This window comes from Allofournierella massiliensis (genome assembly GCF_004345265.1).
In the GTDB taxonomy this organism is placed as follows: Bacteria; Bacillota; Clostridia; order Oscillospirales; family Ruminococcaceae; genus Allofournierella; species Allofournierella massiliensis.
Map to the genome: position 1 here is coordinate 20,458 of NZ_SLUM01000010.1, position 18,732 is coordinate 39,189.

Here is an 18,732-nt window from a genome sequence, read left to right on the forward strand (position 1 = left end):
GGGAAAAGAAGCCATGTTTCGTGTGGCAGAGAAAAGCGATGCAGCCCAGCTGACCGGGCTGTTTTCGGCGGTGTTCGGGGATCCGGAACCGGTTGCCGCCAATATTTTTGAAAAGTTTGCCGGGTATGAAAACGTTTTTCTGGCGGAAGAAGAGGGCCAGGTCATTGCCAGCCTGTGCGCAGTGCCCGTCACGCTGCAGGGCCGGAAAGGCGCCTACTACTACGGCGTGTGCACCCGGCCGGAGCAGCGGGGCAAGGGTGTGATGACCGAACTGATAGACTACGCCCGAAGCCAGCTGCTGCTGCGCGGATGGAGCTTCGCGGTGCTCATCCCCGCCAGTGCCAGCCTGTTTGATTTTTATGCCCAGCGGGGCTTTCAGAAGGCGTTCGGGCTGCGGGAATTCACCCGCCCCATCCGCCGCAATCTGTGGGCCCAGGCGGATTTTGATTCCGTCACCGCCAAGGGGCTGGAGGCGCTGCGCCGCCGCTTTGCGCCGGATGCGGTCTTTTTGAACAATGCGGGCTATATTCTGGTGCTCACCGATCTTTACACCTTGGGTGGAACCATTGTGTCCAGTGAGGACGGCTACGGCATTTATTTTAAAAAGGACGATCAGACGCTGGATTTTGTGGAGCTGTTTGCGGAGGGCGACCGGGCCGCGGAAAAACTGATGGAAGCCGCACGGGATAAAACCGGCGCGGAACAGGCCCACATTACCCTGGGCGCCCAGCAGAATCTGTTTCTGGGTGAGGGCGTGGCCCGGGATTACGGCATGATCCAGTTTTTTGATCGGCCCTTTGACGTGCAGGAAGGCTATATGCGCCTGATGCTGGACATGGAGTGAATCAGAGGGCGGCGCACCCCGCGCCGCTCAGGGAATAAGAAAGTGCAGGGAAGTTACTATGGCTAAATACCGTCGTGAAACCTACCAAAACCCGGATCAGCCCCCCAAACGCGGCCACAAAGGCTGCCTCGTGCTGGTTGTGCTGGTTGTTGTGCTGCTGGCTGCGGCCGCTTTTGGGGCCTTCAGCATCATGCAGGATGTGAACGGCCGCGACCAGCTTGGCGATGAGGTTCTGGTCACCGTGCAGCAGGGCGAAAACAGCGCGTCCATTGCCCGCAGCCTGAAGGATGCAGGCGTCATCAAATATCCCAACATCTTCCGTTACTACCTGAAGTACACCGGCAAGAGCGCCAATCTGCAATACGGCGACTTCACACTGGTGCAGGGCCAGAGCTACGATTCCATCATTGAGACCATGAGCCAGTATGCCAAGCGGGAAACCGTGAGTGTCACCTTCCCGGAGGGCATCACCGCCCAGCGGTTTGCCCAGCTGATGGAGGAAGCCGGCCTGTGCACCGCTGAGGAATTCCTGGATGTGGCCAACAACGGCGATTTCAGCCAGTATGAGTTCTGGAACGAGATTCCGGAGGATCCCAACCGCTTCATGAAGTGCGAGGGCTACCTGTTCCCGGATACCTACGAATTCTTTGTGGACGATACGGTCTATAACTATGTGGACAAGCTCTATGCCGAGTTCGACGCAAAGGTTACCCCGGAGATGCGCCAGCGGGCCAGCGAGCTGGGCATGACGCTGGAAGAGGTTGTCACCCTGGCCAGCTTTGTACAGGAGGAGGCCGGCAATTCTGAGGATACGCGGGTGTCCGCAGTGTTCCATAACCGGCTGGCGGAGGATTCCCCCTATCCCCGGCTGGAGAGCAATGCCAGCAGCTATGTGCAGAATCCGGATGACAACAACTACATCTACAACTGGATTGCCCCCTACTATGGTGGCTGGGATAACATTCCCGAAAATATCTACAATGCCTACAATACCTATGAGCTGAACGGCCTGCCCGCAGGCCCCATCTCCAACCCGGGCATTGATGCCATCCAGGCAGCCCTCTACCCGGATGCAGAGTATCTGGACGGCAAGTACTACTTCTTTGTGACCGATAAAAACGGCGTGTACTACTATGCCAAGACCAAAGCCGAGCACGACGCCAATGTGTCCAAGGCATTCAGCGTAAAGTAAACAAGGAAACAAAGCGGCGGGCGCGCGGGAGAAAAATTTCTCTGCGCGCCCGCCCGGCTGTGAAAACGAGAAAGGAAAACGATTATGCTTCCCATTCCGGAATTACTGGCCCCCGCGGGGGATCTGGAGCGACTGCAATATGCCATCCGCTACGGCGCGGACGCGGTGTACTGTGGTCTGACCGAGTTCGGCATGCGTGCCGCGCCCGGTAACTTCACCCCGGAGCAGCTGGCCGAAGGTGCCGCCTTCGCCCACGCCCGGGGCAAGAAGATCTATCTGACCATGAACACCCTGCCCACCAACGAGGAGCTGGAGCGCATCCCTGAAGCCATCCAGAACGCGGTGGCCGCCGGTGTGGATGCCTTCATCGTGGCCGATCTGGGCGTGCTGGCCATGGTCAAGCAGTATGCCCCGAACACCGAGATTCATCTTTCCACCCAGGCGGGTATCACCAACTGGGCCGCCGCCAAGGCCGCCTATGATCTGGGAGCCAAGCGGGTGGTGCTGGCCCGGGAGCTGGATCTGCGGGCCATTGCCGAGATCCGCGCCCATGTGCCCGACGATCTGGAGCTGGAAGCCTTCGTGCACGGCGCCATGTGCATGAGCGTGTCCGGCCGGTGCCTGCTCAGCCAGTACATGACCGGGCGGGACGCCAACCGGGGCCAGTGTGCCCAGCCCTGCCGCTGGAAGTATCATCTGGTGGAGGAATCCCGCCCCGGCCAGTTTATGGAAATCGGTGAGACCGAAGAGGGCAGCTATATCCTGAACGCCAACGATATGTGCACCGCCCCCTTCATCGACCTGATCTGCCAGGCCGGTGTGGACAGTCTGAAGATCGAGGGCCGGGCCAAGACCGCCTATTATGTGGCCAGCGTGACCAGCGCCTACCGCAAGGCATTGGACGCCTTCCTGCAGGACCCCACCGCCGAGGAATACACCTGCCCGGACGATGTGTTTGAAGAGCTGGATCGCACCAGCCACCGGCCCTACTCGCCGGGCTTCTACTTCGGCCGCCAACAGGCCAAGCAGGAGACCAGAAACGGCGGTTACCTGCGCCACTGGGAGTTTATCGGCGTGGTGGAAAGCTGGCAGGACGGCGTGGCTCAGTGCAGCCAGCGGGGCAAGTTCTGCCTGGGCGATACCATCGAAGCGCTCACCCCGCTGGGCGAACGCGTCACCCTGACCCCGGAATGGATCAAAAATGAGCTGGGTGAAGAGGTGGAGAGCACGCCCCACGCCACCATGAAATACACCATCCCCTGCGAAACTGCGCTGCCTGCTTACAGCCTGCTGCGCCGCCGCGTTCAGTAAAAGGTTCATCAGACAAAAAAGGCCCTCGCGGGATATTTCCCGCGGGGGCCTTTTTCTATGGGCTTATCTGATGCCTGTGAATAGGTCATTCGTCCGCGTAGATCACGAATTCCTGCTGCAATGCTTCCAGTGTGAGTTCTTCGCTCTGGGTGCCCGCAAAATAGGGGGCACAAATCGTGAGATACCGCTCGAACCGCCGATCCACCAGAGTGATATCGGTCACGCTGTTCTGAAACTCCTCATAGCGGGCAATGGTGGAATCGCTGATTTCTCCCCACACAAAGCCGCCGGAAGGGCCGTAACGGTTGCGATCCCGCAGCATGGCGGCCAGGGCGGTTTTGCACACCGGCAGGCCCTGATCGGCACTGCTCAGCTCCCGGTAACCGGGGTTGGGAAAGTTTGTTTCCCAGGTCTGGACGTGCTCGCTGAGCAGGGTCTGGATCAGCTCCCGGGCCTGATCCAGATGGGTGGAGTTGGCCCGAACTCCCACATAGCTGGTGGCCATGCCGGTGACGCCGCCCTCCAGATTGGGAACCGCCGCAAAATACGGTTCGCTGTTTTGTGCGGCCAGCAGGCTGGCCTGCTCCAGAAACGGGTCATACAAAGGCATGCCGGTCCAGCAAAGAAACTCTCCGCCGGTGAGCCCTTTTTTCAGCGACGAAATCATCGGCTGGCTGGCCGTGCCGGACTGCATCAGCTGCTTTTGCAGCCGGAGCAGCTCAACAAAATCCGCCCGGTCAATGGTTTCGCTCAGATCGCCGGTTCCGCCTGCCAGAGGCAGGGCCCGGGTCAGGCCGGAAAGCGCATCCTCGTTGGCCTGCCCGGCGGCATTGATAAGCTCCGGCAGATAATCCAGCAGGGGAGAAGTGCTCTGCGCCACCCGGGCAAAGGTGTCCGCAGTCTGATCGGTGTAGCTCACGGTGAGGGGCAGGTAGCCCAGAGGCAGCAGGTACAGCGGCTCATTGTTTGTTTTATACTGCTCCAGCGCCGGGATCAGGGCTGCAAAATCCGCTTCACTCAACAGCTCGGTCAGATTGCAGAACAGCCCGGCGGTCTGGGCCTTGTGCAGATCCTCAAACAGATATTCACTGGAATCCGAGGGATTCAGCAGACTGTCGGTACCGCGCAGCAGAAACACATCCGGCCCCTTGCCGGCCATAATCTGGGTGCGCAGTTGACGGATCAGCTGTTCGCGGCCTTCCGGATCCACCTGCGGGTCGGGCAGCCAGAGCATTTCAAACTGGGCGTTGGGGTAGTAGCGCACCGCGTAATAGTTCACGCCCTTCATCACATTGCGGTAGTCCCGCAGCTCGGCGCAGATGACCATCACATCCTCCTGCGTCGTTTCTTCTGCGGGCTGGGCCGTGCAGCCACAGCCAAGGCCCAAAAGCAGCCCTGCCGCCAGCAGGCAGCTTACGATGCGGGTTCGTAGCATAAATCGAATCCCTCCCGGCACATGCCCAGCCTTTACAAAATCTGGGTGGTGTGCTATGCTGAAATGTATAGTACACTACTATGATAAACACTCAAAGCGGTTTTGTCAAAAGAAACCCGCAAAGGAGGGAAAACGGGATGAAGGGGTACAGCCGATGGAAACGGCGCCGGGCGCTGACCGGCTATGCGCTGGCCGCCCCGGTTCTGCTGGGCACGCTGGTGTTTTTTGCTCTGCCGTTTGGGCTTACGTTCTGGTATTCCCTCACCTTTGGCCCCGGCGGGCAGACCTTTGTGGGGCTGGATAATTATGCCTATGTGCTGAGCACACGCAGCTTCCGTCTGGCAGCAGGCAACACCCTGCGCTTTCTGGGCCTGGGCGTGCCGTTGATTCTGGTGATAAGCATGCTGCTGGCGCTGGCATTGCAGAAGAAGTTCGCGGGCACAAAGCTGTTCCGCAATGTGCTGCTGTTTCCCATGGTGGTGCCGGTGGCAGGCATCGTGATGGTGGTGGATGTGTTCCTGGCCGAGCAGGGGGCGTTGAACGCGCTGCTGCAGGCCCTGGGCCTTTCCCCGGTGCGCTGGATGGAAAGCCCGGCAGCCTTCTGGGTGCTGATGGCTCTTTATGTGTGGAAGAACTGCGGCTACAATGTGATTTTGCTGCTGGCAGGGTTGAACATGATCCCGGAGGAGCTGTATCAGTGTGCCCGGCTGGAGGGGGCAAACGAGCGGCAGGTGTTCCGATACATCACCGCGCCCCTGATGCGGCCCACCGTATTCTTTGTGGTGGTGATCAGCGTGATCAACGCCTTCAAATCCTACCGGGAAGCCTTTCTGCTGGGCGGGGAGCATCCCCACACCAGCGTGTATTTTCTGCAGCATTACCTGAACAACAATTTCAATAACATGACCTATTCCCGGTTGTCGGTGGCGGCGATTCTGCTGTTTGCCGGCATGATGGTTCTGGTGGCCGTGCTGTACCGGATGCAGTCCGAGGACGGGGAGGCGGTTTTGTGAAACGAAAGCGAAAAAAGCGGGATCGGCTGCTGGCGGTGCTTTTTGCGGTGCTGTCGGTAATTGTGCTGTTCCCGGCGGTTTATGTGCTGTGTAACAGCTTCATGTCCCCACAGGAAGCGGTGCAGCGATACGGTGCACTGGCCTCCGGTTCGGGTACGCTGGATCTGAGCCTTCTGCCCGGAACCTTTTCCGTACAGGGGTATGTGCAGGTGTTTTTGCGCCGCACCGCGTACTGGCTGCGCTTCTGGCGCACGCTGGCTATATGCGGAGCAATCGTGGCCGGGCAGCTGCTGGTGAGCATTCTGGGCGGCTTTGCTTTTGCAAAATACTCCTTCCCGGGTCGGCGGTGGCTGTTTTACCTGTTGGTGGTGCTCATGCTCATGCCGGTGCAGGTGACGCTGGTGCCCAACTACATTGTGCTGGAACGGCTGAACCTGCTGGACAGCTACGGCGCGCTGATCCTTCCGGCAATGTTCCTGCCCTTCGGCACATTCCTGATGACTCAGATCTTCAAGTCTGTGCCGGATGAAGTGCTGCAGGCCGGCCAGATCGACGGAGCCGGAACCCTGACACTGCTGTTCCGGGTGCTGCTGCCTGCGGGCCGGGCGGGTGCGGTGAGCCTGTGTCTGCTCACCTTCATCGACGCATGGAATATGGTGGAGCAGCCGCTGGCCTTTTTGCGGGACAGTGAGATGTATCCCTTTTCGGTGTTCCTCGCCAGTACCAGCAGAGATGCGCTGGCCGTGGTCTTTCCCTGCGGCGTGCTGGCCATGCTGCCGGTGCTGCTGCTGTTCTGGTTCTTCAATGAGGAGCTGGTGGAGGGCATCGAGTTCACCGGCATCAAATAGGTGTCGCCCGGGAGGAAAACAGCATGAAACGAACAAAGAACAACAGGCGGCGTTTTGCCGTTTTTCTGGCGGTGGTGCTGGCGGCGGTGCTGTGCACCTCGGTCGCTTGGCTGGTGGAGTGGACGCTTGCGCCGCAGGTGGAGGCGGTATTTCCCACGCGGGGCAGTGTGAATGAGGAAAAATTCTTCACCGGAACGGTCTACCGCACCGAGGGCGAGCGCCCGGCACTGCGGATTCGTGTGCAGGCACAGGGCGAGGATGCGCAGATACTGCAAACAGCCTCTCTGCTGGCCTTCCCGCCGGAAAGCGAGATGAATCTGGTAGGTCTGGAGCTGGCCGGCGAGGAAGAGCAGACCGGCGACGGGGTGGTTCTGAAACAGAAAAACCCGCTGCCGGAACTGCCGGAGGGGCCGGTGACCATCCAGGCGAGAATTCTTACCGATGGCTGGTGTAAAATTCCCCTGTCCGCCATCCAGACGGGGGAGGATGGCTCCACCATGGTGATGAAGCTGGAGGAGCGATGGACCCCCTGGGGGAAGCAGAGTTATGCGTCGGCAGTGGCAGTAATGGTGACCGCCACCGACGCGCAGAGTGCGTTGGTGCAGCTTGGCGAAACCGGAGAGTTCCGGATTGCGGCTTTTGCGGCCGCGCCCATTCAGGATGGGGATTTGGTAAAGGTGGTGCTGCCGGGTGAATCGGATGAAAACGGGCAGGCGGAAAAGTAAAGGGGCGCTCATCCTGCGGGTGCTGGCCGTGCTGCTGGCGGCTTTTGCGGCAGTGTTTGCAAGGCAGGTTCTGCTGTGCCGCAGTGCGCTGTATTCCGTTCCCATGCTGCTGGAATACCCGGAGCTGGGCGAAAGCTCACCCCTCACGCTGGAGGTGCTCCAGCGCCGGGTGGGAGACAAGGCGGAAAACAGTGCCGCCTGGCAGGGAATGCTGGAAGCCGATCTTCCCGGCGGGTCACAGCAGCTTATTGCCCGGGTGGCCCTGTCCAACTGGGGGCAGGTGGCAGGTCTTGATTTTGTGAGTGGTGAGTTTTATCCGGCGCAGGCGGTATTGCTGCGGCAGTATCAGGCGGTGGTGCCGGAGGGGCTGGCCGCAGCAGGCGATACGTTCGCCGTGGAAAATGTGGAGTATACGGTATGCGGGGTGTACCGGCCGGAAGGGGAATCTGCACCGGTTTATCTGAGTACCCATCCCGAACAGCCGAATAGCAGCCTTACCCCCACCCGGATGCTGCTGGCCCAGAATGATCGCCTTCGCCTGTCGGTATTGTACGATTTGCAGACAAAGGCAAACGATACCCCCAAAACGGCAGGGGTGGATCTGGGCGTCTGGCGGCAGCTGCTGCGTCAGGAGGTATATGGGGTGATTTTCTGCTGCACGGTGCTGCTCTGTGCCTGTGTGCTGCTGCGGGGATATGTGGGCCTCGTGCGGCTGTATGGCCGGTGGAACGATATGCTGTACGGCCGCAAGAGGGCGCTTGCGCTGCATCTGACACAGATCATTCTGGCAGTGGCGGCGCTGAATCTGGCCATCTGCGGGGTGAATCTTCCCGCCGAGCTGCTGGCCGGCCCGGCCGAAACAAATCCTATGCAAATATTTTCTGCACTGGCAGGGCAGAGCGATTATCTGGCACAGGCGGCGCGGTCGGCAAAGGAACTGGCAGTGCTGGGCCTTGCAGCGGTGCTGTTGTTTGTCGGTGCGGTGATCCTCTGGCAGCTGGCAGGCCACATAAAGCGGCCTGACCGAAACAGGAAACAATCTGCTTTTCCGGAAAAAGAGCAGGCATCGGCTCGCTGGCGCTATCATGCCCCGACGTGCCCGAAGAAAACAACAGACTGACAAAAAGGGAGACCCTTGCAAACAGGGTCTCCCTTTTTAACGGAAAAGAAATCGCCAGAGAAAAACAGAGCACATCAAGTCTCGGTGGCAGCGGGTCTGTCGCATTGCCGGAGCATGCAGCGAAGTGCCTCACATAAAACACATTGCAGCAGTGCGATTCCAACCTGAGCGATCAGCCCGGACTTGATTGCCAGATCCCGCCCCATACCGGGCGCCAGAAGGAATGCTTCCAGCTGCAAAGAGAGCGTCTGCGCCGTTTGCGTCCACCAGGAAAAATCGCTCCAGCGGGAAGGGGTAAGCCAGGAGGGCCAGACGGACAGAAGCAAAGGCAATGCCGATGCGGTGGTCAGAAGAACCGAGAACAGCGCAATGTCCCGGGCAGGAAAGGGCCAGTGGACGACGGCTTTCGCTCCGTGCAGAATCAGAACCAGAGCGGCAAATGCCAGCGGAAGCCAGGCCAGCCCGCGGCCAAGGGCGGCGCATAGCCCGGTGAAAAGCTGCCAGTCCGGCTCCGGCAGGCCGCTTTCTGTCAGCTGTGTATTGACCCAGGTGGCGGGAGACTGGCGAAAATCCTCCGTAAAAGGCAGCTCCACCGCCGTGAACCCGGCATCCTCGCAAGGGATCAGAGCCAGTGACCGGTTGCTTGAAAAAATGCCGCGCACGGTGTATTCTCCGGTTTCCAGCGTAACGCTGAGCCCCAGCACATCCTCACTGCCGAAGAGATCGTCCGCAAGGGCGGTGGAAATTGCACAGCCGGAAAAATCCAGCGGAGCGGGTGGCTCGCCTGCACAATATTCTGCCCCCATAACCAGAAGCGCATCGCCCTGATAGTACAGCGCCGTGCACTGCGTCTGATGCAGGCTTGTGCAAAGCAGGCAACTGCTTTCTGCCCAGAAGGTAAGGCCGGGCTGCTTGTCCCGGGCGGTGCGAACCGTTTCGGCGGTGAGGGCCTGGCGATAGCGCAGGCTGACGCTTTGGCAGTTTTGAGCAAGTGCGTCGGCGTGGTTCATGCTGGTGGTAGACGCAACCAGAAGAGCCAGCATCAGCAGCCCGATGATCACCCGCCTCATTGCGCAATCCTCACGGAGGAGCCGGGGCTGACAGCCTGGTCAGAAGAAGCGATCACGCTGCCGCCGATGGTGCCCTCCACGGCGGCGTACTGTCCGTCGCTGCCCACTTCCAGTACGGTAACGGGAACCCGCCGGGCCGTGTAGCTGATTCCAAAGGTGCTCCGGTTTTCTTCCACGGTGAGAACGAAGCTGCCCTGCGTATCCTGCCGGATGGCAGATACGGGCAGGCAGGTGCCATAGGAGGTGCGGGAAAAATCAGTTCGGCCTGTGCTGTGCCGGCCCGGAATCCGGCGGCATCTTCCGGAAGTACTGCAGTGACCTGAAACGCTCCGCTTTCGGTATCCTCAACAGCTGTGCGCACAGTCGCTTCGGTGCGGGCGGATCCCTGTACAATGGTTACCGATTGCCCGGCAGCAAGATTTTCCGCCTGCGCGGCAGGCAGAGAAAAGGCTGCAACCAGCTCGCTGTCCTCGCGGGCAATCCGCAGTCCGCCGGATTCCGGGCAGGGCTGCCCTTCCTTCAGATCACAGGTCAGCAGCTGTGTGTCCCGTTCGGCACAGATGAGACCATCGGTTTCCATGCAGGCAGTGAACAGTGCGATACACTTCTCTGTGGAAGCAATCTCCAGCTGCAGCTGCTGTTCCTGCGCCGCATTGCTCTGCGCAGTCAGTGCGGCGGAGCTTTGCGCCTGCGTATAGTCGGATTCAGCCTGTGTCAGTGCGGTTTGCGCATCCTCCAGATTCCGCTGAGCGGAAAGCAGCGAATCCTCCCGGGCGTTCTGCGCCTGCTCCAGTGTCTGCCGGGCGGAGCTCGGCCAGATTCTGGAAATATTTCTGGACAATGCGCTGCGGTATTCCCCGGAGGGCAAGGCCGTTGAGCTGTACTGTGCCACACAGGGCCGAAAAATGATCTGGGAGGTGTGCGATCACGGGCCGGGGGTTCCGGATCAGGCAAAGGAAGCGGTGTTCCGGCGATTCTGGCGTGCCGATGCCAGCCGGTCCAGCCGGGAACATTTCGGGCTTGGCCTTTCGGTGGCGCAGGAACTGGCCGGGCGCTGCGGGCTGCAGCTGGGTGTGAGCGATACCCCCGGCGGCGGGGCTACGTTTCGCGTGGAAGTGGCTCGCTCATAGCAATCAGGTGGTTGTTCGGCTGTTTGAACGATCAAGTAAAAAGAATGCCCCGGCTCTTGAAAAAGATCCGGGGCATTTTTGCGGGCAGGCAAACCTGCTTATTCTTCAAACAGATCCAGCAGATAGCCGTAGCCTTCCGCTTCCATTTTGGCGTATGGGATGAAGCGCAGCGAGGCGCTGTTGATGCAGTAGCGCACCCCGTTGGGAGATTCCGGGTCGCCGGTGAATACATGGCCCAGATGGGAGTCGCCGGAGCGGCTGCGCACCTCGGTGCGGTGCATGCCGTGGCTGTCGTCCGGCAGTTCCACCACGGCGGGCTCCTCGATGGGCCTGGAGAAGGCGGGCCAGCCGCAGCCGCTCTCGAATTTATCGGTGGAGGAGAACAGCGGTTCGCCGGTGACCACGTCCACGTAAATGCCCTTTTCAAACTGGTTCCAGAACTCGTTGGCAAAGGGATGCTCGGTGCCGTTTTGCTGGGTGACCCGGTACTGCTCACTGGTCAGCTTGTCCCGAATGGCTTCCGCCGCAGGCTTCTGGTAATCGCCCGGGTCGATGCGCAGGCTGGAAAACAGCTTCATTTCCGCAAGGGGGATGTGGCAGTAACCGTTGGGATTCTTTTCCAGATAATCCTGATGATACTCTTCGGCAGGGTAGAAGTTCACCAGCGGGCCGATCTCCACCTTGAACTGGCTGCTGCGGCTGCGCTCGATCTCCGCGATGCGCTCCACCGTCTCCTTTGCCCTGTTGTTTGTGTAGTAAACGCCGGTCTGGTACTGGGTGCCCACATCGTTGCCCTGCCGGTTTTCCACCGTGGGGTCGATCACATAGAAGTAGGCCAGCAGCAGTGCGTCCAGGCTCACCTGTTCCGAGTCATATTCCACCCGCACCGTTTCCCGGAAACCGGTTTTCCCGGTGGATACGGTGGGGTAGTTGGCGTCGGCCTCGCCGGAGCCGTTGGCGTAACCGCTTTTGGCGTCGATCACGCCGGGGATGGACTGCATCAGCTGTTCGATGCCCCAGAAACAGCCCCCGGCCAGATAAATCACGTTTTCGGTGGATTCCATTTTCATAACCTCCTGTTCCGGTTCGCTTTGCGGCGAGCCGTTTTCACTGTTTGCGGGCTGCACTGCGGCTTCCGCCGGACGGCTGCAGCCGCTCAGCAGCAATGCTGCGGCAAGCAGGCTTGCCAATACCCTTCGGTGCATGGCAGGATCTCCTTTCCTTCCGGCGCGGTCGAAAGCGAATACACCGCTCCTGTACCGGGATGAATGAGATAATTATACTATAATGGTAGGAAAAAGAAAAGCCCCCTCTTTTCGTGATCCGCGGGGCAAAACCGCGCAGAAATCGCGAAAAGAGGAGGTTGGTTCATCAAACCGTCTCCCAGAAATCCTTCAATTGATCTGCCAGCTGGGCCGGGCCGTAAAGCCAGCGGCAGTGGGCCCAGTGGCTGGGGAAGAGCTGCCGGTATTCCGCCCGGCCAAAACGGCTGTCGATCAGCAGCACCACCCCCTTGTCCTTCGGGGTACGGATGACCCGCCCTGCCGCCTGCAGCACCTTGTTGAACCCCGGGTACTGGTAGGCGTAGGCAAAGCCGCTGCCCCGGCTCTCCTCAAAATAATCCCGCAGGATCTCCTGCCGGGGGTTCACCTGGGGCAGGCCCACCCCCACGATGGCGGTGCCGATCAGCCTCTCGCCCGCCAGATCCACGCCTTCGCCAAACACGCCGCCCATCACGCCGAAGCCCAGAAGGGTCTCGGTGGCATCCGGCTGGAAGGCATCCAGAAATTCTCTGCGGGCCTGCTCATCCATGCCGGGCTGTTGCACCAGCGTACGCATCTCAGGAAACAATTCCTCGAACCGCTCCAGCACCTGGGTCAGATAGCTGTAGCTGGGGAAAAAGGCCATATAGTTGCCGGTGCGGCCCCGGCACATTTCATAGAGGTACCGGGCCACCGGTTCGATGCTCTGCTGCCGGTCTTTATAGCGGGTGCTCACGTCCGCTGCGCAGAAGAGGCCAAGATTTTCGGTGGGGAAGGGGCTGGGAAGGGCGGCACAGCGGGCTTCGGTGCAGCCCAGAATGTCCCGGTAGTAGTCCATGGGGGAAAGGGTGGCGCTGAACAGCACCGCGCCCCGGCCGCTGGAAAAACTCTGATCCAGGAAGGCGCTGGGATCCAGGCACAGCTGGCTGATGCGCACGTCGGTGCCAAAGGCCGCCATCTGGGTCACATAGTGGTCGTCGTACCGCTCGGCCACCCGCAGATAGGCCCGCAGCTCGAAGTAAAGGGCAAGGATCAGGTCGTGGGCCGTGCCCTCCCGGTGCTCGGTGAGCCATTCCTCCATGGGGCCGGTCACCCGGCCGATCACCCGGTTCAGGCCGGTGCGGGCCCCCTTTTCAAAGAAGGTGCGGTTTTCCGCCTCGTCGCACTGGCGGCGCAGCTCCACGAACTCGTCATTCAGATTGCCCAGAGCGGTTTTCAGCTTGCTTTTGCCCTTGCCCAGCGCCTTGCGGGCCTCCAGTACCTGACTTTTCAACAGGCTGGCCGAGTGCATCTCCCGGGCCCGGTCCGGCAGATTGTGGGCTTCGTCCACCAGAAACAGGTAATCGCCGCCACTCTCGAAGAAGCGTTTCAGGCTGACCACCGGATCGAACAGATAGTTGTAATCTCCCACGATCACATCGCACCAGAGCGAGAGATCAAGCCCCAGCTCAAAGGGGCAGACCGTGAACCGCCGGGCCAGATCTTCCAGTGCGGCGCGGGTGAACTCGTTTTCGTCCAGTGCCTGCCACAGGGCGTCCCGGATGCGGTCGTAATAGCCGTTGGCGTAGGGGCAGGCCTCCGGGGTGCATTCCCGCTGTTCCAGCATGCAGATGGTGTCCTTGGCGGTGAGGGTAATGCTTTTCAGGGCAAGGCCGGGCTGGTTTTTGCGTAGCAGTGCCAGCGCATCCTCCGCTGCCTGCCGGGTGGTGGTGCGGGCGGTGAGATAAAACACCCGCTCACCGCAGCCCTCGCCCATGGCTTTCAGGGCAGGGAACAGGGTGCTCATGGTCTTGCCGATGCCGGTGGGCGCCTGACAGAGCAGGCGGCCCTTGTCCCGCAGGGTTCGATACACCGCGCCCGCCAGCGCGTACTGGCCCGCCCGGTATTCCGAAAAGGGGAATTGCAGCGCCCGCAAAGCTTCGCCCCGGGTCAACTGCCAGGCGGCGGCCCGCTTGGCCCAGGGGGCATACCGGGTCAGCAGATCCAGCACAAAATCTTCCAGCTGACGGGCAGTGAATTCCCGGCGGAAATCCACCACCACCTCGTCGTCTACCTGGAAATAGGTCAGCCGTACCGCAATGGCGTCCAGCCCGTGCTGCCGGGCATAAATGGCCGCGTAAACCTGCCCCTGTGCCCAGTGTACCGGGTTCATGTCCTCGTGGATCTGGTCGCTGGGGGTGGTCACGGTCTTGATTTCATCCACCACGGTCAGGCCGTCCTCATCGGTGAAGATGCCGTCCGCCCGGCCATCCACCAGATAGTCCACCTCGGCTGCGGTGTATTCCTGCTTCAGGTAGACCTCGGCCTCGTAGCCGGGCCCGGCCTGCTTTTGCAGCCGCCGGTGGATGCGCGCGCCCTCGTTCGCCCGGTCAAAGCCGGAAAAGCGGCTGTCGATGCTGCCGGTCTGCAGAAGAAACTCCACCAGCTGCCGCACCGAAAGATGGATCTGTTCCATGAAAATGCCCCTCTCGTGATACAGACTGCATCTATTGTATCACAAAAGGGGCGTCCGGTCACGCAAACAGGGTCTCGGTCAGCCGGGCGGCGATCCCGTCCAGCTGGGAGAAATCCGCCGCCGTGCGGTAGTAGCTTTCCAGTTCATCGTGGCTTGCCTTGGCCTGCCGCTGGGCCTCGCTGGCAAGCTCCAGCAGCTCGGCCGCTGCCCGCCGGTCGAACCGCAGCCGGGCTCGCTGGCCGCGCAGTGCGCCCTTTTCCAGAAAACGGGTGCAGTGCACGTTCTGCCGGCCGTCCAGATTCATGGGGTGCCAGGAATTGCCGGTCAAAAAGGCAAGGCGCAGCTCGGGAATGAACAGATGATCGATCACGCCCTCCCGCAGCGGGCAGGGGCAGGTAATGATGGAGTAGCCCCGTTCCAGCGCCATTTCCCGCAGCAGGGCCAGCGCCATCGGAGCCGCCGCGCCCTGCTCGTCGTGCAGCACGATGAATTCGCCGGCCAGCGCTTTTACCGTGTTCAAAAAGACCATCCGGCCCTTGGGGGTCACCGCGCTCAGCAGGCGAATGCTCTCGCTGCCGGGGTGATCGGTGCGGGGCAGTATCCGGGCTCCCAGCCGGCGGGCCCAGCCCAGCAGCTTTTCCTCGTTCACCAGCGGCGCGGTGATGCGGCGGCTGTCCTCCAGAAGAGCAGCGGCCGCCCGGATGGATCGGCCCGCCTGCTCCTGCAAAGCGGAACACCGGCGGAACAGGGCCACGATCTCGCCCCGGTGGGCAGTCAGATAGTCGTTATCCAGCACATGGTGCAGATCCACCACCTTCTGCACTGCGCCGGGGTAGGCAGGCTCCACGGTATGGGGAGCGGTGGCATCAATAATGGCTGCCCGGGGCTGAGAGAAGATCACACCGTCTAGGCTGTCCGGGTCGGAGGAGCAGTGAATCCGCTCCACCGGCAGAGGGCTGGCCTGCGCCAGACGATTCATCAGAGTACTTTTGCCGCAGCCGGGGCCTGCCTTGATCAGATACAGCGGCACCTGTTCCCGGGTATCCAGCCAGTCGAAGTAGCCCTGGAAGCCCTTTGGCCCCAGTGCGCCCATAAAGAAATCCACATGGTTTGAAAGCTTTTTCATCCCGCAACACCTCACTTTTTGGCCCATCCTATGCGGCAAAGGGCAGGGGTGTGCGGCCGCCGGCGTTGCAAAGTGTTCTTCGGGCTGGTATAATCAGAAAGAACAATTTGTCGAAACGGCGCAAAAGCCGATTTTCAAAATGAGGTGGATTTATGGATCGTAAAGCAACGAACATTGTGGCATACATCACGCTGGTGGGCTGGCTGCTGGCTTATTTTGTGGGCGACCGGTACAATTCCCGGTTTCATCTGAATCAGGCGCTGGTGCTGAACCTGTTTTTCCTGGTGCTGCGGGTGGTTTCGTCGGTGGTGAGCTGGGTTCTGGGCTGGATTCCGCTGGTGGGCTGGATCGTAATGCTGGCGGTAAATGTGGTAAGCCTGCTGGGGCTGGTGCTCTGGATTCTGGGTCTGGTTTATGCCGTGCAGGACAAGGAGCAGCCGGTTCCTCTGCTGGGCTACATTCATCTGCTGCGCTGAGAAAAATTCCGGGAATTCCCTCTTGACAAGCAGCCGGGTGGGGTGCTATTATAATACCCGCCGAAACGCCGGGGATTTTTGACCGGCAATTAAATATGCGAAAAACCGCAGGGCTATAAATTTTCCTGTTTCTGATTCACAAACAGGGGATTGTAGCCCTGTTTTTTTATGCCAAGGAGGAACCGGAATGACCGAACGAATCAACCAGAATCCCATGGGCAGCCGGCCGGTGCTACCGCTGCTGGTGAGCATGTCGCTGCCGCCCATTTTGTCCATGCTGATCCAGTCGCTGTATAACGTGGTGGACAGTATCTTTGTGGCCCGCCTGAGCAGCGACGCGCTTACCGCTGTTTCGCTGGCCTATCCGCTGCAGAATCTGGTGCTGGCAGTGGCAGTGGGCTATGGCGTGGGCTCCAATGCCTTTGTGGCCCGCAGCCTGGGCCAGGGCGATCAGCGCAGTGTGGACAAGGCCGCCTCCATGGGCATGGTGTTCACCGGCATTCACGCGCTGGCTTTTCTTTTGATCGGCCTGTTCGGCAGCGAGCCCTTCCTGCGGCTGTTCACCACCGATGAGCAGGTGCTGAGCATGAGCCTGGTGTACACCCGCATCGTGATCTGCCTTGCCTTCGGCAGCCTGTTCCATATTTACATCGAAAAGCTGCTGCAGTCGGTGGGTGACATGTTTGTGCCCATGATTCTGCAGGGCGTGGGCGCCATCGTGAACATCGTGCTGGACCCCATCCTGATCTTCGGTCTGCTGGGCGCCCCCCGCATGGGCGTGGCCGGTGCGGCTGTGGCCACCGTGGCCGGTCAGCTGACCGCCTGCACCATGGCAATGATTTACTTCTTCCGGGCAAAGACCGGTATGCACATCACCCGCAGAGACATGAAGGTGGACTGGAACATTGCCCGCAAGATTTATGGCGTGGGCGTTCCTTCCTGCCTGATGACTGCCATGCCCAGCCTGCTGGTGGGCGTGTTGAATGCCCTGCTGGTGGAGCTGCACGAACTGGCGGTGGCGGTGTTTGGCCTGTATTTCAAGCTGCAAACCTTTGTGTACATGCCCGCCAACGGCCTGATTCAGGGCATGCGCCCCATTGTGAGCTACAACTACGGTGCGCGCCAGAAGCAGCGGATGCATTCCACCATCCGCTGGAGCCTGACCCTCACCGCCGTGATCATGGCGCTGGGCACCCTGATCGCCTGGCTGCTGCCGGAGCAGATCATGGCCCTCTTCGATGCAAACAGCGCCATGGTGGCCATCGGTGTGCCCATGCTGCGCATCACCAGCCTGGGCTTTCTGGTGTCCACCTTCGGCACCGTGCTGGCCGGCTGCTTTGAGGCTCTGGGCAAGGGCATGCAGTCGCTGGCGGTGTCGCTCATCCGGCAGCTGGTGGTCATTCCGCCGCTGGCACTGGTGTTTTCCCGTTTCTGGGAGCTGAACGGCGTATGGGCCTCCTTCCCGGTGGCGGAGACGCTGGCCGCGCTGGCTGCGGTGGCCTTCTACCGGGGCATGATGCGCCGCATCGACGGGACTATGGAATAAAGCAAAATACAAACAAAGAGCGCCCGCGCGGCTGCCGGTTCGGCAGCTTGCGCGGGCGCTTTTCTATGCCCTGAAAACAGATTTTCCGCTTACTTCTTTTCGGGTACAATCTCCAGCCAGTAGCCGTCCGGGTCCTGAATGAAGTAGATGCCCATGGCTTCGTTCTCAAAGCAGATGCAGCCCATCTCCTTATGCAGGGCGTGAGCGGCGTCAAAATCCTCCACCTGGAAGGCCAGATGAAACTCGCAGTCGCCCAGGTTGTAGGGGCGGTCCATGTCACGCATCCAGGTCAGCTCCAGCTGGAAGTCGCTTTCCTCGTTGGCCAGATACACGATGATAAAGGAGCCGTCCGGCGCGGTGATGCGCCGCACTTCCGCAAGGCCCAGAGCCTTCTCATAAAAGGCTTTGGAGCGGTTCAGATCAAAGACGTTGTAGTTTTCGTGGATCATTTTAAACTTCATTGTGAAAAATTCCTTTCTGGAATGGATTGATAAGAACAGCTGCTCAGCCCTGCCAGACCTCTTCCGCGTGAATGCGGGCAAGATAGGGCGCAAGCTCCGGCCGCTTCAGATAGGCCAGCATTCCGGCACGGTTGTCGAAGCAGTGCATGGGGAACACATTGTCGCAGCGGCAGGCATTTAAAAAGTCCACAAAGCCCCACCAGGCGTTTCCCTCCTGCCGGGGATCCAGCGGAACAAAGGCCGCGTCGAAAAAGCGGCCCCGGATGCGTTCCAGCTCCTCGTGGAAGGCCTTGTCGTGCCAGGCGTTCTGTTCGTCCGGCTCACCCTCCCAGTGCCACCAGTTCAGATCGCCCGCATGGTAGAACCAGAGCCCCTCGGCCTGTACCAGAAAGGCGCAGCCCTCGTCGGTGGAGCGCAGAGTCTCGATGCAAAGACCCTGCCAGTCGTACCGGCTGCGGGGCGCGGCGGGCAGCACATTGGCTGAGCGCCGGGCGGGAATGTTCTCGTCCAGCACATAAAACACATTGGGGTGGCTCTCGCTCAGCTCCCACACAGCGGGGGAGTAGTGGTCGTGATGCCGGTGGGAGGAAAAGACGAACAGCGCCTTTTCCGAATCCAGCACAGGCAGCGGGCCCTGAAAGTAGTCGAACAGCAGCAGTGTGTGTGAAAGCTCTACCAGAAAGCAGCTGTGGCAGATGTGAGTGATCTTCATAAAAAC

The 18,732-nt window shown here is 60.3% G+C and carries 18 protein-coding genes; 10 read left to right on the forward strand and 8 right to left on the reverse strand.

Going from position 1 to position 18,732, the window contains the following annotated elements; translation table 11 throughout:
• Positions 1-13 precede the first annotated feature (13 nt).
• The 3 genes from EDD77_RS07145 (at position 14) to EDD77_RS07155 (ending at position 3,347) form a co-directional block, all read left to right on the forward strand.
• Complete coding sequence (locus tag EDD77_RS07145; protein ID WP_132587355.1) at positions 14-844, forward strand: GNAT family N-acetyltransferase; 831 nt, start codon at positions 14-16, stop codon at positions 842-844.
• 58 nt (positions 845-902) lie between these two features.
• Positions 903-2,036 carry an endolytic transglycosylase MltG gene (gene mltG, locus EDD77_RS07150; protein ID WP_058965172.1) on the forward strand — a complete coding sequence of 378 codons (1,134 nt, stop codon included), beginning with the start codon at positions 903-905 and terminating at the stop codon, positions 2,034-2,036.
• 84 nt (positions 2,037-2,120) lie between these two features.
• The gene (locus tag EDD77_RS07155) at positions 2,121-3,347 is read left to right on the forward strand and encodes a peptidase U32 family protein (protein ID WP_058965171.1); all 1,227 of its coding nucleotides are present in this window, start codon (positions 2,121-2,123) and stop codon (positions 3,345-3,347) included.
• An 85-nt stretch (positions 3,348-3,432) separates the two neighbouring features.
• On the opposite strand, the gene EDD77_RS07160 is transcribed toward EDD77_RS07155, so the two are convergent.
• The gene (locus EDD77_RS07160) at positions 3,433-4,782 is read right to left on the reverse strand and encodes a hypothetical protein (RefSeq protein WP_058965170.1); all 1,350 of its coding nucleotides are present in this window, start codon (positions 4,780-4,782) and stop codon (positions 3,433-3,435) included.
• 137 nt (positions 4,783-4,919) lie between these two features.
• Between EDD77_RS07160 and EDD77_RS07165 the strand changes: the two genes are divergently transcribed.
• The 4 genes from EDD77_RS07165 to EDD77_RS07180 are packed head-to-tail and all read left to right on the forward strand — an operon-like array spanning position 4,920 to position 8,488.
• Complete coding sequence (locus EDD77_RS07165; protein ID WP_058965169.1) at positions 4,920-5,795, forward strand: carbohydrate ABC transporter permease; 876 nt, start codon at positions 4,920-4,922, stop codon at positions 5,793-5,795.
• On the forward strand, positions 5,792-6,643 hold the full coding sequence (locus EDD77_RS07170; RefSeq protein ID WP_058965168.1) for a carbohydrate ABC transporter permease: 852 nt from the start codon (positions 5,792-5,794) through the stop codon (positions 6,641-6,643). The genes EDD77_RS07165 and EDD77_RS07170 overlap by 4 nt, the downstream gene beginning before the upstream one ends.
• Positions 6,644-6,666: 23 nt before the next feature.
• Complete coding sequence (locus tag EDD77_RS07175; protein WP_058965167.1) at positions 6,667-7,368, forward strand: hypothetical protein; 702 nt, start codon at positions 6,667-6,669, stop codon at positions 7,366-7,368.
• Positions 7,334-8,488, forward strand: a complete 1,155-nt coding sequence (locus tag EDD77_RS07180; RefSeq protein ID WP_132587356.1) for an ABC transporter permease — start codon at positions 7,334-7,336, stop codon at positions 8,486-8,488. The genes EDD77_RS07175 and EDD77_RS07180 overlap by 35 nt, the downstream gene beginning before the upstream one ends.
• Before the next feature lie 74 nt (positions 8,489-8,562).
• Here the strand turns inward: EDD77_RS07180 and EDD77_RS07185 are convergent, their stop codons facing one another.
• The gene (locus EDD77_RS07185) at positions 8,563-9,558 is read right to left on the reverse strand and encodes an ABC transporter permease (protein WP_058965165.1); all 996 of its coding nucleotides are present in this window, start codon (positions 9,556-9,558) and stop codon (positions 8,563-8,565) included.
• A gap of 52 nt (positions 9,559-9,610) precedes the next feature.
• On the reverse strand, positions 9,611-10,399 hold the full coding sequence (locus tag EDD77_RS07190) for an efflux RND transporter periplasmic adaptor subunit (RefSeq protein WP_058965164.1): 789 nt from the start codon (positions 10,397-10,399) through the stop codon (positions 9,611-9,613).
• 4 nt (positions 10,400-10,403) lie between these two features.
• Between EDD77_RS07190 and EDD77_RS07195 the strand changes: the two genes are divergently transcribed.
• The gene (locus EDD77_RS07195) at positions 10,404-10,688 is read left to right on the forward strand and encodes a sensor histidine kinase (protein WP_242868408.1); all 285 of its coding nucleotides are present in this window, start codon (positions 10,404-10,406) and stop codon (positions 10,686-10,688) included.
• A gap of 98 nt (positions 10,689-10,786) precedes the next feature.
• Here EDD77_RS07195 and msrB read toward each other — a convergent pair whose 3' ends face one another.
• From msrB to EDD77_RS07210, 3 genes are all read right to left on the reverse strand, one after another.
• Positions 10,787-11,758, reverse strand: a complete 972-nt coding sequence (msrB, locus tag EDD77_RS07200; protein ID WP_394326283.1) for a peptide-methionine (R)-S-oxide reductase MsrB — start codon at positions 11,756-11,758, stop codon at positions 10,787-10,789.
• Between the two features lie 301 nt (positions 11,759-12,059).
• A complete protein-coding gene (locus EDD77_RS07205) occupies positions 12,060-14,405 on the reverse strand; it encodes an ATP-dependent DNA helicase (protein WP_058965161.1) in 2,346 nt (781 codons plus the stop codon).
• Between the two features lie 58 nt (positions 14,406-14,463).
• Positions 14,464-15,531 carry a hypothetical protein gene (locus EDD77_RS07210; RefSeq protein ID WP_058965160.1) on the reverse strand — a complete coding sequence of 356 codons (1,068 nt, stop codon included), beginning with the start codon at positions 15,529-15,531 and terminating at the stop codon, positions 14,464-14,466.
• Between the two features lie 152 nt (positions 15,532-15,683).
• Here EDD77_RS07210 and EDD77_RS07215 point away from each other — a divergent pair, with 152 nt between their 5' ends.
• Positions 15,684-16,007 carry a hypothetical protein gene (locus tag EDD77_RS07215; protein ID WP_058965159.1) on the forward strand — a complete coding sequence of 108 codons (324 nt, stop codon included), beginning with the start codon at positions 15,684-15,686 and terminating at the stop codon, positions 16,005-16,007.
• Between the two features lie 187 nt (positions 16,008-16,194).
• Positions 16,195-17,553 carry an MATE family efflux transporter gene (locus tag EDD77_RS07220; protein WP_058965158.1) on the forward strand — a complete coding sequence of 453 codons (1,359 nt, stop codon included), beginning with the start codon at positions 16,195-16,197 and terminating at the stop codon, positions 17,551-17,553.
• 89 nt (positions 17,554-17,642) lie between these two features.
• Here the strand turns inward: EDD77_RS07220 and EDD77_RS07225 are convergent, their stop codons facing one another.
• Positions 17,643-18,014 (reverse strand): VOC family protein, encoded by a 372-nt coding sequence (locus EDD77_RS07225; RefSeq protein WP_058965157.1) that lies wholly within the window; start codon positions 18,012-18,014, stop codon positions 17,643-17,645.
• A gap of 43 nt (positions 18,015-18,057) precedes the next feature.
• A complete protein-coding gene (locus EDD77_RS07230; protein WP_058965156.1) occupies positions 18,058-18,726 on the reverse strand; it encodes an MBL fold metallo-hydrolase in 669 nt (222 codons plus the stop codon).
• Positions 18,727-18,732 lie beyond the last annotated feature (6 nt).

Coding starts and splice junctions, on each gene's coding strand:
- EDD77_RS07145 (WP_132587355.1), top strand. CDS start 14: ATGTTTCGTGTGGCAGAGAAAAGCGATGCAGCCCAGCTGACCGGGCTG.
- mltG (WP_058965172.1), top strand. CDS start 903: ATGGCTAAATACCGTCGTGAAACCTACCAAAACCCGGATCAGCCCCCC.
- EDD77_RS07155 (WP_058965171.1), top strand. CDS start 2,121: ATGCTTCCCATTCCGGAATTACTGGCCCCCGCGGGGGATCTGGAGCGA.
- EDD77_RS07160 (WP_058965170.1), bottom strand. CDS start 4,782: ATGCTACGAACCCGCATCGTAAGCTGCCTGCTGGCGGCAGGGCTGCTT.
- EDD77_RS07165 (WP_058965169.1), top strand. CDS start 4,920: ATGAAGGGGTACAGCCGATGGAAACGGCGCCGGGCGCTGACCGGCTAT.
- EDD77_RS07175 (WP_058965167.1), top strand. CDS start 6,667: ATGAAACGAACAAAGAACAACAGGCGGCGTTTTGCCGTTTTTCTGGCG.
- EDD77_RS07185 (WP_058965165.1), bottom strand. CDS start 9,558: ATGAGGCGGGTGATCATCGGGCTGCTGATGCTGGCTCTTCTGGTTGCG.
- msrB (WP_394326283.1), bottom strand. CDS start 11,758: ATGAAAATGGAATCCACCGAAAACGTGATTTATCTGGCCGGGGGCTGT.
- EDD77_RS07205 (WP_058965161.1), bottom strand. CDS start 14,405: ATGGAACAGATCCATCTTTCGGTGCGGCAGCTGGTGGAGTTTCTTCTG.
- EDD77_RS07210 (WP_058965160.1), bottom strand. CDS start 15,531: ATGAAAAAGCTTTCAAACCATGTGGATTTCTTTATGGGCGCACTGGGG.
- EDD77_RS07215 (WP_058965159.1), top strand. CDS start 15,684: ATGGATCGTAAAGCAACGAACATTGTGGCATACATCACGCTGGTGGGC.
- EDD77_RS07220 (WP_058965158.1), top strand. CDS start 16,195: ATGACCGAACGAATCAACCAGAATCCCATGGGCAGCCGGCCGGTGCTA.
- EDD77_RS07225 (WP_058965157.1), bottom strand. CDS start 18,014: ATGAAGTTTAAAATGATCCACGAAAACTACAACGTCTTTGATCTGAAC.
- EDD77_RS07230 (WP_058965156.1), bottom strand. CDS start 18,726: ATGAAGATCACTCACATCTGCCACAGCTGCTTTCTGGTAGAGCTTTCA.